The sequence below is a fragment of the Bradyrhizobium sp. CSA112 genome, from assembly GCF_029051645.1.
Lineage (GTDB): Bacteria > Pseudomonadota > Alphaproteobacteria > Rhizobiales > Xanthobacteraceae > Bradyrhizobium.
Map to the genome: position 1 here is coordinate 184,087 of NZ_JAACFS010000007.1, position 17,741 is coordinate 201,827.

The 17,741-nt window shown below is 64.2% G+C and carries 14 protein-coding genes; 4 read left to right on the forward strand and 10 right to left on the reverse strand.

The features are described 5' to 3' along the window. Positions 1-156: 156 nt before the first annotated feature. Entirely contained in the window at positions 157-1,134 is a 978-nt protein-coding gene (locus GWE18_RS16455) for a tripartite tricarboxylate transporter substrate binding protein (protein ID WP_275186741.1), read from the reverse strand. A gap of 230 nt (positions 1,135-1,364) precedes the next feature. Here GWE18_RS16455 and GWE18_RS16460 point away from each other — a divergent pair, with 230 nt between their 5' ends. Further along, positions 1,365-2,309 (forward strand): LysR family transcriptional regulator, encoded by a 945-nt coding sequence (locus tag GWE18_RS16460; protein ID WP_275186742.1) that lies wholly within the window; start codon positions 1,365-1,367, stop codon positions 2,307-2,309. 374 nt (positions 2,310-2,683) lie between these two features. Further along, positions 2,684-5,362 carry an alpha/beta hydrolase fold domain-containing protein gene (locus GWE18_RS16465; RefSeq protein ID WP_275186743.1) on the forward strand — a complete coding sequence of 893 codons (2,679 nt, stop codon included), beginning with the start codon at positions 2,684-2,686 and terminating at the stop codon, positions 5,360-5,362. A gap of 120 nt (positions 5,363-5,482) precedes the next feature. On the opposite strand, the gene GWE18_RS16470 is transcribed toward GWE18_RS16465, so the two are convergent. Both GWE18_RS16470 and GWE18_RS16475 read right to left on the reverse strand, forming a co-directional pair. Then, positions 5,483-6,214 carry a gamma-glutamylcyclotransferase gene (locus GWE18_RS16470; protein WP_275186744.1) on the reverse strand — a complete coding sequence of 244 codons (732 nt, stop codon included), beginning with the start codon at positions 6,212-6,214 and terminating at the stop codon, positions 5,483-5,485. A gap of 195 nt (positions 6,215-6,409) precedes the next feature. Further along, a complete protein-coding gene (locus GWE18_RS16475) occupies positions 6,410-7,129 on the reverse strand; it encodes a Crp/Fnr family transcriptional regulator (RefSeq protein ID WP_275186745.1) in 720 nt (239 codons plus the stop codon). Positions 7,130-7,410: 281 nt separating this feature from the next. Between GWE18_RS16475 and GWE18_RS16480 the strand changes: the two genes are divergently transcribed. Then, entirely contained in the window at positions 7,411-9,003 is a 1,593-nt protein-coding gene (locus GWE18_RS16480) for a gamma-glutamyltransferase (protein ID WP_275186746.1), read from the forward strand. Between the two features lie 84 nt (positions 9,004-9,087). On the opposite strand, the gene GWE18_RS16485 is transcribed toward GWE18_RS16480, so the two are convergent. The 5 genes from GWE18_RS16485 to GWE18_RS16505 all read right to left on the reverse strand — a co-directional run bounded on the left by GWE18_RS16485 (position 9,088) and on the right by GWE18_RS16505 (position 13,853). Further along, entirely contained in the window at positions 9,088-10,281 is a 1,194-nt protein-coding gene (locus GWE18_RS16485) for a DUF1236 domain-containing protein (RefSeq protein ID WP_275186747.1), read from the reverse strand. 113 nt (positions 10,282-10,394) lie between these two features. Further along, the gene (locus GWE18_RS16490; RefSeq protein WP_275186748.1) at positions 10,395-11,687 is read right to left on the reverse strand and encodes an FAD-binding oxidoreductase; all 1,293 of its coding nucleotides are present in this window, start codon (positions 11,685-11,687) and stop codon (positions 10,395-10,397) included. Positions 11,688-11,704: 17 nt separating this feature from the next. Then, complete coding sequence (locus GWE18_RS16495; protein WP_275186749.1) at positions 11,705-12,436, reverse strand: amino acid ABC transporter ATP-binding protein; 732 nt, start codon at positions 12,434-12,436, stop codon at positions 11,705-11,707. After that, positions 12,433-13,086 (reverse strand): amino acid ABC transporter permease, encoded by a 654-nt coding sequence (locus GWE18_RS16500; protein WP_275186750.1) that lies wholly within the window; start codon positions 13,084-13,086, stop codon positions 12,433-12,435. The genes GWE18_RS16495 and GWE18_RS16500 overlap by 4 nt, the downstream gene beginning before the upstream one ends. Then, positions 13,086-13,853, reverse strand: coding sequence for an ABC transporter substrate-binding protein (locus GWE18_RS16505; RefSeq protein WP_275186751.1), 768 nt, complete (start codon positions 13,851-13,853; stop codon positions 13,086-13,088). The genes GWE18_RS16500 and GWE18_RS16505 overlap by 1 nt, the downstream gene beginning before the upstream one ends. 181 nt (positions 13,854-14,034) lie before the next feature. Here GWE18_RS16505 and GWE18_RS16510 point away from each other — a divergent pair, with 181 nt between their 5' ends. Next, complete coding sequence (locus tag GWE18_RS16510) at positions 14,035-14,697, forward strand: cupin domain-containing protein (RefSeq protein ID WP_275186752.1); 663 nt, start codon at positions 14,035-14,037, stop codon at positions 14,695-14,697. Between the two features lie 167 nt (positions 14,698-14,864). Here the strand turns inward: GWE18_RS16510 and GWE18_RS16515 are convergent, their stop codons facing one another. After that, complete coding sequence (locus GWE18_RS16515; RefSeq protein ID WP_275186753.1) at positions 14,865-16,130, reverse strand: D-amino acid dehydrogenase; 1,266 nt, start codon at positions 16,128-16,130, stop codon at positions 14,865-14,867. A 157-nt stretch (positions 16,131-16,287) separates the two neighbouring features. Next, positions 16,288-17,616 (reverse strand): aspartate aminotransferase family protein, encoded by a 1,329-nt coding sequence (locus GWE18_RS16520; RefSeq protein ID WP_275186754.1) that lies wholly within the window; start codon positions 17,614-17,616, stop codon positions 16,288-16,290. Positions 17,617-17,741: the final 125 nt, after the last annotated feature.

Consider the following 17,741-nt stretch of genomic DNA (forward strand, 5'->3'; position numbering starts at 1 on the left):
GCAGGGACCCATACCGCGTGATCTCTCGATTTGGCAGCATGGCAGACGACTTTCGCAAAACCTCCGCCGGTGGTTATGGGTCCCTGCGTTCGCAGGGACGACGCCGAGAGCGCGGAGCATCGCGGATAAGTCGCTGCTTCATATGGCGTAACTTGCCTATTCTCCCTTGAGGCCCGCCGCCCGGATCACCTCGCCCCATTTGCGGGTCTCGTCGTCGATGAATTTGCCGAACTCGGCGGCGGTGCCGGGTCGCGCCTCCAGTCCCTGGGCGAGCAGCTTCTGCTTCACTTCGGGGTCGGCAAGCGCGCGATTGATCTCTTGCTGCATCCGCTCGACGATCGGCTGCGGCGTGGCTGATGGCGCCATGAAACCGAACCAGCCCGAAGCAACCACGTTTGGAAAGCCCTGCTCGCGCAAGGTCGGAGCCGCGGGATAGATGTCGCTGCGGGCCGCGGAAGCCACGCCGAGCACGCGAAAATCGCCGCTCTGGATATGCGGCAACGCTGTGCTGATCGCGGTCAGGGTGGCGTCGACGCGGCCGGCGAGCAACTCGGTGTAGGCCATCGCATCGCCGCGGTACTGGACATTGAGGCCCTTGACTCCGGCGTCCCTCAGCAGCAGTTCAGCCGCGAGATGCGGCTGCGAGCCGGCGCCCGGAGAGGCGAAGGTCAGGCCGTCGGGCTGTGCCTTGCCGTAGGCGATCAGCTCCTGCAGATTCTTGAAGCTCGCCTTGGCGTTGACGATCAGAAAGAGCGGCGCCATGACGGCCATCGCCGCCGGCTGCAGATCCTTGCGCTCGTATTTCAGTTTTCCGTACAGGGCTTCGGCGGTGGCAAAGGGTGCGGCCGCGTAGAGGAAAGTGTATCCGTCCGGCGCCGCGCGTGCGACCAGTTCGTTGGCAATGCGCGTGCCCGCCCCCGGCTCGTTCTCGACGATGAACTGCTGGCCAAAGCTGCGCCCGAGCTGCTCGGCCAGGATACGCAACGAGATATCGTTTGCCCCGCCGGCCCCGTAGGGTGACACCAGGCGCACGAGCCGCGACGGCCAATCGCTCTCGGCAAACGCAGGAAAGCCTGGAGCGGCCGAGAAGCAGGCGGCGATGGTCCCCAGCAGGGTTCGGCGTGTGACTTTCATGGATGCCTCTTGGGAATAAAGGGCCGCGTGAAAAGCGCTGCAGCCCGGCGCGTCCGTCCCATTTTTATCGAGCCGCGTTGGCGCGATCGCATTGCTGGATCGCTTGGCCCTTCGTCTTATCGAGACCGCAACGATAGAGACGCGCCTTCTATCGAACAATGTGTATTTTTTGACCAATTGATAAGCGTAGCCTATGAATGCGGAAAGCGGCGAAAGCTCGGAGGCGCGGCATGGCGATGGACGTTACACTGCGGCAGTTGCGCGCCTATGTGGCCGTGCTGGAGGCCGCGAGCTTTTCGGAAGCCGCCAAGGCCATGCACCTGTCGCAGGCCGCGCTCTCAGGATTGATCAAGGAACTGGAGAGCCGCGTCGGCGTCCGCCTGCTGGACCGCACGACCCGCAAGGTTTCTGCCTCTAGCGTCGGCGAGACCTTTGCACCGATGGCCCGGCGCGTGCTCTCGAACCTGGACGAGGCGCTCGACAACCTGACCAATCTCAAAGAGCTGCGCCGTGGACTGGTGCGCGTCGCGGCGCCCGAAACGCTATCCTGCACGCTGCTGCCGGAGCTCATCGCCGGCTACAACGACAGCCATCCGGGCGTTGACGTCCGCTTCGACGATGTGCCGATCCAGGAGGTGCTGGGGGGCCTACAGAACGGCTCTACCGACATCGGCTTCGGACCGGCCGGCGTTGTTCCGGATTATCAGGTGGAAGCGCATGTGATTTGCGCCGACCCGCTCTTTGTAGCGTTGCGCGGCGACGATCCGCTGGCAAAAGCCAAGTCGGTCAGTTGGAAGGATTTGCGCGAGCGGCCGCTGCTCAATTACATGCCCAACATCGCCATCAACGTGTTGAGCAACGTGCCGCCCCGGCATCACCCCAGGGAATTGGTGCCGGTGCACCGGGTGAACACCGCGCTGTCGATGCTGCGGGTGAGACAGGGCGCCGTGATCTGCCCCTCGATGGCGGAGCCGCTGGTACGCGGCTTCGGACTGACTTTCCTGCCGCTGCTGCAGCCGGCCGTCAAATGGAAGATCGCGATGTTCGTACGAAACAGCGCATCACTCTCGCCGGCGGTCGAGAGCTTTCGCGACTTCACGCTCGCTTTCAGCCCGAACTGGGCGGCCGGCGGAAGCGAGCGCCGCCGCGCGAGTGAGCGGCGCAAGCGCGTTTAGCGAACGAGCGCGCAGCACACTCAGTGTCGTCCCTGCCTAGTGCGCAATTGCGCACGGGGCGCAGGGACCCATAACCACCGGCGGAAGTTTTACGAGAGGTGTCTGCCACGCTGCCATATCGAGAGACCACGCGGTATCGCGATGAGCGCAGTGCGCTCACGCGGGGGTCCCTGCGTTCGCAGGGACGACGTCGAGAGAGCGCAGAGCATCGCGGGTAAGTCGCTGCTTCGCACGGACAAATTGGTGAAATCGTAGATCGGACGCCTCGAGTGGGCGTGCCTGCAATGAACATCCAACGATTGTATTGCCCTAATGACAAACCGGGCACGCGGCAGTAGCCTACCCCAAAATATAAAACGCACGGGAGGAGTTGCATGCCAGACGCAGCGGTCGCAGCACGTTCTTCTGAATCGACGAACAGCGGTACGACGCAACAGGTCGATGTCGCCGTGGTCGGCGCCGGATTTGCCGGCCTCTATCTCCTGCATCGCTTACGCAAGGCCGGCTTCTCGGCTGTCGTGATCGAGGAAGCCGGCGACGTCGGCGGCACCTGGTACTGGAACCGCTATCCCGGCGCACGCTGCGACATCCAGACCATCGACTACAGCTACACGTTCGATCCGAAGCTGGAGAGCGCGTGGCAATGGTCGGAGAAATACGCGACCCAGCCTGAAATCCTGCGCTACCTCGGCTTCGTCGCCGACCGATACGACCTGCGCCGCGATATCCGCTTTCGCACCAAGGTCACGGCGGCGAAGTGGGATCAGACGGAGGAGCGCTGGCGGCTCACGACAGACAATGGCGCGAGCATTTCCTGCCGCTACTACATCATGGCGACCGGCTGTCTCTCCGCACCAAAACCGCCGGAGATCGACGGCGTCAAGGACTTCAAGGGCGAGATCTATTTCACCGGCCGCTGGCCGCATGACGAGGTCAAGCTCGCCGGCAAGCGCATCGCGGTCATCGGCACCGGATCATCGGGCATCCAGTCGATCCCGTTGATTGCGGAGCAGGCTGAGCATCTCACCGTGTTCCAGCGCACCCCGAACTTCGCCCTGCCCGCCCATAATGGTGCTGCGCCGGCGGACCGCCTCGCTATGTTCGAAGGCGACCGCGCCGGTTACCGCGAACGGGCGCGCTGGTCGCTCGCAGGCGTCCCCTATCCGCAACAGATGGCGGTGAGCTGGCAATTGAGTGACGCCGAGCGGCGCGAGCGTTTCGAGCAGGCATGGGCCACCGGCGATCTCGTCTACATCCTGACGCAGCTTTGGGCCGACCAGGGCGTCGACGTTGACGGCAACGCACTGCTCGCCGACCTGATCCGTGAGAAAATCCGCGACATCGTCACGGACCCGGAGATGGCCGAAGCGCTGACCCCGCACGACCATCCGTTCGGCGCCAAGCGCCCCTGCCTCGATACCAACTACTACGCCACCTACAACCGCCCCAACGTCACGCTGGTGAACCTGCGGCAGGAGCCGATCACAGAGATCACGGCCACCGGCATCACGACCGACAAGCGCACGTTCGATGTCGACTTGATTGTGTTCGCCACCGGCTTTGACGCCATGACCGGCGCCATCACGGCGGTGCATCCGATCACGGGCCGCGATGGCAAATCGCTGTCCGACGTCTGGGCCAACGGCCCACAGACCTATCTCGGGCTCACCGTCGCGGGCTTCCCCAATCTGTTCATGATCACGGGCCCGGGCAGCCCGTCGGTGCTGTCGAACATGGCGGTCTCGATCGAGCAGCATGTCGACTGGGTCGTCGACCGGCTGGCGGCGATGCGCGAGGCCGGCTTCACGACGATTGACGCGACCGAGACGGCGCAGGCCGGCTGGGCGCAGCACATGGCGGACTGCTCAATGCTCACGCTGCATCGGCTCGCCAATACCTGGTACACGGGCGCCAACGTTCCCGGCAAGGCGCAGGGCGTGATGCCGTATACCGGCGGCGTCGGCCCCTATCGCAGCATCTGCAACGAGGTCGTCGGCCGCGGCATGCTCGGCTTCAGGCTGAAGGGTCCGAACGTTTCAGAGCAATGCAACGACGGCGAAGTCGTTCGCCTGCAGCCGGACGTGCGGCTGGTGCTGGGTATGCTGGCGGAAATGAACCTGCCGCAAATCGAATCACTTGGAGCGCAGGGCGCGCGCGACTTCCTCACCGAATTCAACAAGGGCCGTCCCGCCGGGCGCCCGGTCGGCGAGGTTGGCGACGGCGTGCTGCACGGTGCCGATGGTCTGTTGCCCTACCGCCTCTATCGGCCGGCAACGCCGGGGCCGCACCCTATCGTGGTTTATTTCCACGGCGGCGGATGGGTGATCGGCGACGAGCAATCCGACGATCCGTTCTGCCGCGACATCTGCCGTCGCAGCGGGATGATCGTCGTCAGCGTCGGCTACCGCCACGCGCCCGAGCATCGCTTCCCGGCGGCGGCCGAGGATGGCTATGCGGCGACGCGCTGGATCGCCGAGCATGCGGCCGAGCTTGGCGGACGGCCCGGCCCGGTGCTGGTTGCAGGCTGGAGCGCCGGCGCCAACATTGCTGCCGTCACTTGCCAGCTCGCGCGCGACCGCGGCGGGCCTGAGATCGCGGGCCAGCTCCTGGTGTGCCCGGTCACCGATTGCAGGTTCGACCGTCCGTCCTACACCGACAATGCGACCGGATATTTCCTGACGCGATCGCTGATGTTCTGGTTCTGGGACATCTATTGTTCGCCCGCCGATCGCACCGATCCGCGCGTATCGCCGTTGCGCGGCAATCTGACGAACCTGCCCCCGGCGTTCGTGGCAACCTGCGAGTTCGATCCGCTGCGCGATGAGGGTATCGAATATGCCCAGGCGCTGGCTGCCGCAGGCGTCCCGGTCGAGCAACTTCAGGCGCGTGGCCACATCCACACGTCCTTGATGATGGTGGATGTCGTGATCACCGGCGTCAGCGGACGCGCGAAGATGGCTGAAGCGCTGCGCGGCTTTGCGGGACTGCCTCGGAAGCTGGAAGAGAGTGGCGAGGACGTCTCGCCGATCGCGGTCAACGCTGCGGCAGAGTAAGCCGCGAGGCAACAATAACCGAGCGGCTCGACGTGCAAGTCTGGCCGATCGGTTGTTGACAGCCCCCCGCGCGTATCACTCCGCGGCCGAGACGCAGCAGGTCGCCGATAGCCGAGCGCCTCACGCGCCGGAGTCGTCATCGATCTGCGCGTGCAATTGAGCGACATAGGGATCCTCGATCCCCAACGCCTGTAGCTGCGCCGCCAGTTGCACCAGATATTCCCTGTTGGTACCGAGGACACCTTTCCCGCCGGCAATCATGTTCGCGGTCTCGGCGAGCGGCAGTTCGCCGACATAGCTCGGGTGCGCGGGGTTCGAGACAAAGGCGAGCGCCGAGATCGGCCCCTGCGGCGTGGTCATCGGCACCATCGCCGGCGCATAGCCGCCGCGCAACATCTCGCGGCGCCACAGGATAGCCGACTCCGCATGCACGGAATCTGCCGCGATGCGAAACGCCAATCCGCGGCAGCATCCCTCGCCCGGCTCCAGCGAAAGCATCAAGGCCGGATGGCTGGGCGATCCGCGCCCGAGATTGATCTTCAGCGTGAAGCGACGCTGATAGTTTTCGACGTCGGCGAGGCGCACTTCGGCGAAATGGAATCCGGGGTCCCACATCAGCGAGCCGTAGGAATAGATCCAGAGGTCGTCGCCCGCCTTGTGATCGCCGAGCACCGCAAGCCGGGACGCCTCGATTGCTTCGTCCGGCAGCCGCCAGCCCGCCGGCCATCCTGCGGCCCGCGCACGCTGCTCCCACATCGAAAACATTTCCGGCGTCAGCCGCAGCAGCGATTTTTCCGGGTGTGTCACCCGCGCTCGAAGATCCGGCAGGTGAATGAATGCGTCCGCGGTCAAGGCCGGCACCCCCTTTGCAGAAGCCTCGTCGTTGCCCAATGTGCCATCATCGGGCCTTGAGAGCCAATTCAAACCGCGAGGTCTTCGCACGTCTTTATGTCATGATCTGACCAATATTTTTTGAGGTAAGACGGTGCTGAGGCATTCGTCGCTGAGGCTTCAGATAGCTATCGCGCGGATCGCCGAACCTACCTGTCACGACTTATTCATTTCGCTGGCCTCAGCCACTCGAAACACCCGCCGATAGTGCGACCGAACGACTTCATCGCATTCGCAGGCCCGCGTCCGCAACTGGCTGATATCGACGATGTGGAGCCGCCCCCGGCTGTAGGAGATCAATCCGGCGCTCTGCAATGCGCCGGCCACGGTCGTCACGCTCGTGCGCCTGACTCCCATCATCCCGGCAAAGAACTCCTGCGTCAGCGGCAGATCGGGACCGGCGAGGTCGTACATGCGCGACAGCCATTTGCAGGTGCGCGCTTCGATATCATGGACGGCATTGCAGGCAGCCGTTTGTTGCACCTGTGAAAGAAAGAATTGCTCGTACTTCATCAGCATCGCTTTGAAATCCGGCAGTTCGCCGGCAAGCGCGCGGAGCCGGTCCGAGCCGATGATCGATGCCTTGCCGCTCATCTGAACCGTCACGCGGTTGAGCATCATCTTGTGATCGAGCGCCTGGCTCGCGCCGAACACGCCATCGCAACCGATCATGGCGGTCTCGATTTCGCAGCCATCGGCCAACTCGACGACGCAGGAGATGATGCCTGAATGCGGGAAATAAACCCGCTGGAGCTGTTGGTGAGGCTCGGCAAGCACTTCTGTGGCGTTCAGGTCAACCACTGATAAGTAAGGCGCAAGCCGCGCGAAGGTCGCTGGTGCAAGCCGGCCAAGCAGCAGGTTGACAGAGTGGGGCATCTATCGTGCTCTTGCCTGGCAACGGCGCCAGTCCCCCAGTCACCGGCGCTTTACGGGGCCGGCGATGATCGACACATTGCGCCGTAGCGGCGATTTTTCAAGCCAAAATTTCGTCAACCGGAAGGGCTTTCTCGGTGCGGTGCTATACTTGAAAAAGCCCAACGGCTTAGCGCCAGGGTTCTTCCTGGGTCGCTGAAATTCGCCTAGAACGGCCATCGACGGGCTGATGTCGATCGATCGCGGCAGCCTCTACAAACATCACAAAAACCAAGGCAAATTTGATGCGCGACCAGTTCTCGAATACCCAAGTGATCCGCAAACCGGCCGTCACCTCCAAAGGCGGCATCGTTGCCGCGCAATCGAGCCGGGCGGCGGAAGTCGGCGCCGAGGTGCTGGCTGCCGGCGGTGACTGCGTCGATGCTGTCATCGCGACGACGTTTGCGCTTGGCGTGCTGGAGCCCTGGATGAGCGGACCCGGCGGCGGCGGCGCGATGGTGCTCTACCGCGCGCGCGAAGACCGCTATGAGGTGATCGACTACGGCATGCGTGCGCCGTTAAGCCTGCGGCCAGCGGATTATCCGCTGACCGGCGGTGGCGCGGCTTCCGATATTTTTCCATGGCCGCGGGTGAAGGACGACCGCAACATTCGTGGCCCCGGCTCGATCGCCGTCCCCGGCGTGGTCGCTGGCATGGAAGAAGCGCATCGCCGCCACGCCAAATTGCCGTGGAAGGAGTTGCTGGCGCCGAGCGTCGAGCTCGCCGGCGAAGGCCTCCTGGTCGACTGGTGGACGACGCTGATGATTTCGAGCGCAGCGGCGGACCTCCGGCGTTATCCCGCGAGCGCCGCGGCCTATCTGCAGGACGGGCTGCCGCCGAATCCGCAATGGGGCATCAAGTCGGTGGTTCGCATGCCGCAGGACCCGCTCAAGGCCACGATGGCGCAGCTCGCCAGCGCCGGCCCGCGCGACTTCTACGAAGGCGATCTGGCGAAGAGTCTCGCCGCCGACATCCAGGCCGCCGGCGGCGCGCTGTCGGTGGAAGACCTCGCGCCGTTTCGCGCGCATCTGCGTGAGCCGCTGGCGATCTCGTATCGTGGCGGCAAGGTGTTCGCGACGCCAGAGCTCACCGCCGGCCCCACGCTGGCGCGCACGCTCGGCCTGCTGCAGGAAAATCTCAAGCCGGCGCGCAGCGGACCGGATGCGGCGGCCTACCTCGCCTATGCATCGGCGCTGCAATCAGCCTATCGCGAGCGCCTGAAGGACATGGGCGACGAAGACGGCAGGCGCGCGCTCGGTGCGGAAGCGCTGGCGCCGGCTTGCACCACGCATTTTTCTGCGGTCGATCGCGACGGCAACATGGCGGCGGTGACGCAGACCCTGCTGTCGACGTTCGGGTCCAAATTCGTATCCAGCCAGACCGGCATCACCATGAACAACGGCATCATGTGGTTCGATCCGACGCCGGGCACGCCGAATTCGCTGGCGCCGGGAAAACGCTGCCTCACCAATTACACGCCGGTGCTGGCGCAGGCGGCCGATGGCCGCCGCGTTGCGGTCGGCGCTTCCGGCGGGCGGCGCATCCTGCCGGCGGTGACGCAGCTTCTGTCATTCGTGATGGATTACGGCATGGACCTCGACGCCGCGATCCATCAGCCGCGCATCGACGCGAGCGAAGGCGCAGTCGTGATCGGCGACAAACGTCTGCCTCAGGCTGCGCGCGAGGCGCTCGGCGCGCGCTTCGATTACGAGGAAGCGCGCATCCAAGCCCTGCCGATGAAGTTCGCCTGCCCCAGCATTGTGCTGCGCGACGGCGAAATCAACAGCGGCGCCACCGAGCCGTTCCACGCCTGGAGCGAGGCGGTGGCGGAGGGCTGAAGCTGCATCTGAAGAAAATGCGGCACGCGTGCCGCACTTTCACTTGCTCGGCGATGATCGGCGTGATGGCGCCGTTTCGCTTCTCTATCGCGTCTGCGGCTCGATCGTTACGGTGCAGTCGCCGCCTTGCATTGCGACCACGATCTGTCCATCGGATGCACCCAATGCAATCGGGTTCGTTGACCCTCCGCCGCCCGGCGCACGAACGGTGACGCTGATCGAATCCTGCGGCGCGGTCGAACCAACGGTTGTGGGCGAGACTTCGGTGACATTGCCCGCAGTATCCCGGCTCATGATACGGCAAGGCGCTCCGCCGGCCTGGGCCATCGCGTCGGCTGCACGTCCACTGCCGGTCTCGCCGCCCGCGGCGCGAATGCGCGATGCGTCACGCGGGATCTGGCTTACGATCCGCTGCGTGCGAGGCTCGACGATCACGATTTCCTCTTCGGTTGTGAAGTAGTCATAACCGCGGTACTGCGGCTCGATCGAGATGATTGCGGCCGGCAGCCGTTGGACCCGCACGTGCCGCGGGATTCGCTCGCCCACCCGGATCGAGACGTTGAGATTGCGCTGAGGCGGCGCCAGCCGCTCACGGGTCAGCGTCTCGGAAATGCGCACCTGCTTGTCGGTCGAGATCCCGGACTGCTGGCTCTGCGTCTGGCTGGTCTGGGTCTGCGTGCGCGTGGTTTCGCTCGCAGTGCCCGGCCGATCCTTGCTCTGCTGAGCGGCATCCTTTGAGGGTTCGCCCCGCTGATCGCGGCCGGGCTCTTTCTGGGTGGTGGTCGTGCCCTCGCGCTCCCTCTTCTGCGTGGCGGCCGTTCCCTCGCGCTCCTTCTGCGACGCCGCGGTTCCCGCCTTGCTCTTCTCGGTCTCGGCGGCGGACTTGCCGCTGTCGCGCTTCATCTCGGCGCCGCCCTTGGCGTCCTTACCTTCTCGACCTCCTTGGCGTGCGTCCTGCGCGCGCGCTGCCGGTCTTGCGTCTTCACCGCGTCCACGCTTGCTGTCATCGCTCGCAGCCGTCGGACGATCGGCCCCAGGTGTCGCAGCCTTGCCCCTTTCCCCGGCCTGCCGGGAACCGGTTCCCCTTTCTTCGCGACCCATCGCGCCTTGAGCCTTCTGCTCCGCGCCGCGTTCTTGCGATGCAGCACCCTTGCCGGCAGCACCCGGCTGCATCTGCTTCGGCTCCTCGCTCCTTCCGCCGGGGGCTTGACCATACGACAGACCCGGCGCCAGCATCAGGCAAATAATTCCCGTCGACAACAATAGCTGCTTGCGCATGTTGACCTCCTCGAATTTGGCCCTGCGCAAGCGAACGTTCGCCGGGGATGGAAGGTTCCGTCCAAGACGAGTGCAATGCCTCTTTGGTCGATCGAAGGTCTGCGGCCGCGCCGCTAGATTCCGAGCCGGTCCCGCACCCGCCCCGCCACGACGGCTGCGGTGACGCCGAGCGGCCAGAACGCATGCAGCGCCATCGGCCTGATGTCCGAGACCGGCATGTCGATCTCAGCGGTTCTGCCACCGATCAAGCGGCGCGCCAGTTGCTGTCCCATCGCGGTCGAGAGCGCGACGCCGCGGCCATTGCAGCCGAGCGAGATCAAAAGATTTTCAGCCGGCTCATGCACATGGGGATAGTGATCGGGCGTGATCGCGAGACGGCTGTTCCAGCCATGGGTCCAACTCACGCCTTTTATCTGCGGCCAAAGCCGTTCCGCGTAGCGCATGAGATAGGCGACGTCGGCAGGCTTCCTGATCCAGCGCATCGGTCCGCGGCCGCCCATCAGCAGGCGATTATGCTGATCGATGCGGTAATAGACCGTGATGTGACCGCTCTCATACAGAACGGACCGCGTCGGCATGATCGTGCGCGCGACTTCTTCGGATAGCGGCGCTGTGGCCGCGATCGAGGAGAAGACCGGCACGATGCTGCGGCGCAGGCCCGGCCAGAGATCACCGGTAAAACCGTTGGTCGCCAGCAGCACTTTTTCCGCACGCACAATCCCGCGCGGCGTCGCGATGCGCCAGTCGGCGCCTTCACGGGACAAGGAAAGCGCCGCCGTTTCGCCATGCACGGCAGCGCCGGCCGCGATCGCCGCGCGCGCCAGCCCGCGCGCATAGCTCAGCGGATGCAGATCACCACCGCGATTGTCCAGCATGGCGCAGAGATAGCGGTCGGTGCCGGTGATCTCGCGCATCTGCTCGCGGTTCAGAAGTTTTACCGGCATGCCGCGGCGGATGCATTGCCTGGCGGTGGTTTCGATTCCTGCCGCGCTTGCTTCATTGTAGGCCGCGCGCAGCGTGCCGTTCTGCCGCGCTTCGCAGGGAATCTGGTAGCGGCGGATCAGGTCGAAGGTGTAGTTGGTGGTGCCGTAGGCAAACGCGATCATGCGGCCGCCGAGCTCGGCGCCGAAATCGGCCTCGATCTGGTCAGGGTCGTGCTTGAGGCCCGGATTGACCTGGCCGCCATTGTTGCCCGATGCGCCCCAGCCCGGCTGTTGCGCCTCCAGCACGATCGCCTCCACGCCCTGCTCGGCCAGATGCAGCGCCGTGGACAGCCCGGTGAAGCCGCCGCCGATGATCGCGACCGCAACATTCTTGTCCGCATCGAGCGGCGGTGTCGGCGTCGGCGCCACCGCAGTATCGGCATAGAGGCTTGGTGGCAGCGGCAGAGTTGCAGGCCCATTCATGGATCGTAACCGGGTGCTTAGAGCGGATGCAGCACGCGCCGCAGAAAGTCCTGCGTACGCGCATGCTGCGGCTGGTTGAGGACGGATTTCGCCGGCCCCTGCTCGACGATCACGCCGCCGTCGATGAACAGCACCCGATCCGCGACGTCCCTAGCAAATCCCATCTCATGGGTGACGACGACCATGGTCATGCCATCATCGGCAAGCTTGCGCATCACCGAGAGTACGTCGCCAACCAGTTCCGGATCGAGCGCCGAGGTCGGCTCGTCAAACAATATCGCCTTCGGCTCCATCGCCAGCGCACGCGCAATCGCGACGCGCTGCTGCTGTCCGCCGGACAGTTGCGGCGGATAGGTCTCGATCTTGTCGGAAAGCCCGACCTGCGCCAGTAGCGCGCGGCCACGCTCCAGCGCCGCGGCGCGCGGCTCCTTCTTCACATAGATCGGCCCTTCAATAACGTTCTCCAGCGCGGTGCGGTGCGGAAACAGGTTGAAGCGCTGGAACACCATCGAGACCTGGGTCCGCACCGCGACGATCGAGGGCGCATTGCGATCGACCTTTGCTCCTTCGACCAGGATGTCGCCGCTGTCATAGCTTTCCAGCCCGTTGATACAGCGCAGGATGGTGGATTTGCCGGAACCCGAGGGGCCGACGATGCAGACCACCTCGCCCTTCTCGACGGAAGCCGTGATGCCCTTCAGCACCTCGACCTTGCCAAAACTCTTGTGAACGTTGGTAAGTTCGATCATTTCTGGCCCGCCCGCTTTTCGAAGTGACGGACCAAAAGGATGAGCGGAATGCTCATGGTCAGATACATCAGCGCAACCAGCGTGAACACGCTGGTGTTCTTGAAGGTCGAGGACGCGATCAGCTTGCCCTGCAGGGCGAGTTCGGCGACCGTGATGGTCGAAGCCTGCGAGGAATCCTTCAGCATCATGATCATGATGTTGCCGTAGGGCGGCAGCACGATCTTGACCGCCTGCGGCAGCACCACGCGGCGCATGGTCTGCCACCAGCCCATGCCGATTGCCTGCGCCGCCTCGATCTGTCCCTTGTCGATGGCCTCGATGCCGGCGCGGAAATTCTCGGCCTGGTAGGCCGAATAGGCGATGCCTAGCCCCAAGATCGCGGCCTGCAGCGCCGTCAGCGTGAGGCCGAGTTCCGGCATCACGAAGTAGAGATAGAACAGCAGCACGATGATCGGGATGCCGCGGATCACGTTGATCAGCCCCGCGCTGAACCCCGTGAGAACACCTACGCCGGATACCCGCATCAGCGCCCAGACGAGGCCGAGCGTGGTCGACAGCAAGAGCGAACCGATCGTGACGATAATCGTCAGCGCCACGCCGCTCATCAAAATCGGCAGGAACTCGACCGTGTCGCGCCAGAACGCCTGCATCAGGTACCCTGCACCTTCAGGCCCCATTTATCGAGGATCTTTTCCACCGTCCCGTTCGCCTTCAGCTTCGCCAGCGACGCGTTGATCTTGGCGAGCAACTCGGTGTCGCCCTTGCGCACGCCGATGCCGACCGAGCCTATGGTCGCAGGCTTGTAGCTCTCGACGATGCGCGCCTCGGGGAAACCGCCCTGCTTGAGGTTGTAAGCGAGGATCGGGTAGTCGGCGAAGCCGGCTTTCAGCCGTCCGGCATTCACGTCGCGCAAAATATCCGGGATCGTGTCGTAGGCCTTGACCTCGCTAAACAGGCCCGACTTCTTCAGCGCGTCGACAAAGGCAGTCCCGACCTGCGCGCCGACCACCTCGCCCTTCAGATCGTCCTGCCTGGTGTAAGTCTTGCTGTCGCTCTTCGGCACCAGCAGTCCTTCGCCATAGCTGTAGAAAGGTTCGGAGAAATCGATCACTTCCTTGCGCGCCGGCGTAACGAACATCGCCGCCGAGATGATGTCGATCTTGTTTGACGTGAGCGAGGCGATCAGCGTCGAGAACTGCATCGGCTCGATCTGCACCTTAAAGCCGGCGTCCTTGCCGATCTCGGTGATGAGATCGACCATGATGCCCTGGATGCTGTTGGTCTTGGTGTCGAGGAAGGTGAAGGGCACGCCGGTCGGCGTCGAACCCACTTTCAACACCTGCTGCGCAGATGCCGGCACCGCGGCAGCAAGAACAAAAGCCGCCGTCGCGACCTGAACGAGACGTTTGAGAGCCATCGCACCACCTCCTGGATTGAATGCCGGTCCGAACTTTCGCTCGCCTTAGACCAAAGAGTTGCGGCGGACGCCGTTCAGGCCTATTTTCACCATTATGAAATTGTGGTCACATCTGCCGCGGCATTGCAAGCGATTTTCATGCACATGAAGGAAGCAGTTTGACGTGAGCGGTGGCAACAGAATGCGAAAACCGGCGCCCAAGGCCAAAGTGAAGGCCGGCAAGGCAAAGGGCAAGCCGAGGACGAAGGCCGCCGCCAGGCCGGCCGAGCCCGCGATGGACCTTGCGGTCGGCCGCCGTATTCGCGATCTGCGCCGCGAACACAGATTGTCGCTGGAGACGATCGCGGCGCGCACTGATCTGTCGATCGGCTTCCTCAGCCAGATCGAGCGCGGCCTGTCGTCGCCTTCGCTTCGCGTGCTGGCGACGCTGGCGGACGTGCTCGGCGTCGGCATCGCCGCGCTGTTCGGCTCGCGGCCAAGCGATGACGCCGCTTCCGGCGGCGTGGTGACGCGTCAGTTGCAGCGCGCCGAACTGAAACTGTGGCGCACCGGCATTTCCAAACAATTGCTGAGCCCGGCCGGAACGGAAAACCGCCTCAACCTGTTTCTCGTGCACATGGAGCCCGGCGGCAACACCGGCGACGAACTCTACACCCATGATGGTGAGGAAGCGGGGCTGGTACTGGAAGGCGAGATGACGCTCACGGTGGACACCGAAACCTGGACGCTCAAGCAAGGCGACAGTTTTCGTTTCGCCAGCCGCCGGCCGCATCGGTTTTCAAATCCTGCCGTCGACGCCAAGGCGGTGGTACTATGGGTGAATTGCGTGACGGCTGCGGGGTGAGAGGCACGCACACGCGCCGTCACACCGCCGTCATTGCGAGGAGCTCTTGCGACGAAGCAATCCATCTATCCCCACGCCGTGAGATGGATTGCTTCGCGGAGCCTGTCATCGGGCACGCATTTGCGCGACCCGTTGGCTCGCGATGACGGGGCAGGTGTTGCGCGACACTACCCAAACCGATGTTCGTACCGGCTCACGCTGAGCTCGCTCACGTCGATATCCGGCTTCCGTCCCGATATCAGGTCCGCCATCACCCGCCCCGAGCCGCAGGCCATGGTCCAGCCGAGCGTGCCGTGGCCGGTGTTGAGGTGCAAATTGCTGTAACCCGTCGCGCCGATCACCGGCGGTCCGTCCGGCGTCATCGGGCGCAGGCCGCTCCAGAACGTGGCCTTGCCGAGATCGCCGCCGCGAGGGAACATGTCGGTCAGCGAATGGTCGAGCGTCGCGCGCCGCGCCGCATCGAGCCGGTTGGAATAGCCCGAGATCTCAGCGGTGCCGCCGACGCGGATGCGATCACCCAGCCGCGTGATCGCGACCTTGTAGCTCTCGTCCATCACGGTCGAGACCGGCGCGCCGTCGGGATCGGTGACGGGGACCGTGATCGAATAGCCCTTCACCGGATAGACCGGAACGGAAATGGCGATCGGTTTCAGCAACCGCGGCGACCAGCTTCCCAGCGCCGCGACATAGGCATCGGCCTGCAGCAGGCCTGCACTGGTAACGACACCAGAGATCTTGCCGCCATCCGCGACCAGCCGCTCGATATCAGTATTGAACCTGAACTGCACGCCGAGCTTTGCGGCTTCCTTGGCGAGCGCCTGCGTAAACATGTGGCAATCGCCGGTTTCGTCCTGCGGCAGCCGTAGCCCGCCGACGAACTTGTCCTTCACGCCCGCGAGCGCCGGCTCCGCACCGATGCAGCCAGTGCGATCGAGCACTTCGTAGGGCACGCCATATTGTTTGAGCACCGCGATATCGTCACCGGTGCCATCGAGCTGCTTCTGCTTGCGAAAGAGCTGCAGCGTGCCGCGACTGCGCTCGTCATACTTGATGCCGATCTCGGCACGCAGCGCGCGCAAGCAGTCGCGGCTGTATTCGGCGATCGGAATCATCCGGCTCTTGTTGACGGCATAGCGCTCTGCCGTGCAGTTGCGCAGCATCTTCAGCCCCCAGATCCACATCACAGGATCGAGCTTGGGCCAGATCACCAGCGGGCCGTGCCGCATCAACAGCCATTTGATGGCCTTCACCGGCACGCCCGGCCCCGCCCAGGGCGAGGAATAGCCGGGCGACACCTCGCCGGCATTGGCAAAGCTGGTTTCCTGCGCAGGCGCAGCCTGACGGTCGACGACCGTTACCTCATGGCCGGCGCGCGCCAGATAATAGGCTGTCGTGACGCCGATGACGCCACTGCCGAGAACGATGACTTTCACGATCCCTCACGCATCCGCCGCGGCAAGGTCGCCGCGGCTTCTGGCGCCCTGCTCCGATTGAAATCGAAACAGGGGTCCAGGTTTTATCTTTGACGCGTTCTCTTCACGCGAACCGGGGTCCACTTCGCTTGAAAACGCTATGCCTTGCGAGCAAGGATCAGGCCACGCGCTTGATCGCGTCGCCGAGGATCGAAACCATGTCGTCGATATGGCTTTTCTCGACGATCAAGGGTGGCGACAGCGCGAAGGAGTCGCCGCTCATGCGCAGGTAAAGCCCACGATTGAAGCAGTCGACCATGACGTCATAGCCGCGCGCGCCAACCCCGTCCTTGCGCGGCGCGACTTCGACCGCGCCCATCAGGCCGATGTTGCGGATATCGACCACGTTCGGCAGGCCCTTCAGCGAATGCAACGCATCGCGCCAGTAGTCCGCCAGCGACGCGCCGCGGGTCAGCAGCCCCTCGTCCTTGTAGATGTCGAGCGTCGCCAGGCCCGCGGCGCAGGCGGTCGGATGCGCCGAATAGGTATAGCCGTGGAACAGCTCGATCGTGCCTTCCGGACCGTTCATCAGCCCGTCGTGGATCTTGCGGCTGGCAAACACCGCGCCGCAGGGAACGGTGCCGTTGGTGATGCCCTTGGCGGTCGTCATCATGTCAGGCGTGACGCCGAAATAATCCGCCGCGAACGGCGTGCCGAGGCGGCCGAAGCCGGTGATGACTTCATCGAAGATCAGGAGGATGCCGTGCTTGTCAGCGATTTCGCGCAAGCGCTTCAGGTAACCCTTCGGCGGCGGCAGCACCGCGGTCGAGCCCGGCACCGGTTCGACGATGACGGCGGCGATGGTATCGGCGCCATGCAGCGCCACCATCCGCTCGAGATCGTCGGCGAGCTCGGCGCCATGCTCCGGCATGTCCTTGGCGAAGGCGTTGCGGGCGAGATCATGGGTATGACGGATGTGGTCGACGCCAGGCAGATGGGCCGCAAACGCACGGCGGTTCGCCACCATGCCGCCGACCGACATGCCGCCGAAGCCGACGCCGTGATAGCCGCGCTCGCGGCCGATCAGGCGCGTCCGCGTTCCCTGCCCGATGGCGCGCTGGTAGGCGAGCGCGATCTTCAGCGCGGTATCGACCGACTCGGAACCGGAATTGGTGAAGAAGACGCGGTCGAGCCCCTTGGGCGCGATCTCGGCGAGCCGCTCGGCGAAATCGAACGCCAGCGGATGGCCCATGTTGAACGAGGGCGCGAAGTCGAGATTCATCAACTGCCGTTCGACCGCGGTGGCGATCTGGCGGCGGCCATGACCGGCATTGACGCACCAGAGGCCGGCCGAACCGTCGATCACCTTGCGGCCGTCGACGGTGGTGTAATGCATACCCTCGGCGGAGGCGAACAGGCGGGGCGCCTTCTTGAACTGCCGGTTGGCCGTGAACGGCATCCAGAACGAATCGGTCTGCAGGGTGTTCGGCTTCTGATGAAGGGTCACGGGTAGCTCCTTTGCTGGCAGCTCAAGCTGCCACCGGGCCACGCTCGGGAAGGCACAACAAGTCCTTTTCTTCGGTTCTGCAACCCATTGATTTTGCTAGCCCCATCGGGGCATATTTGTTCGAT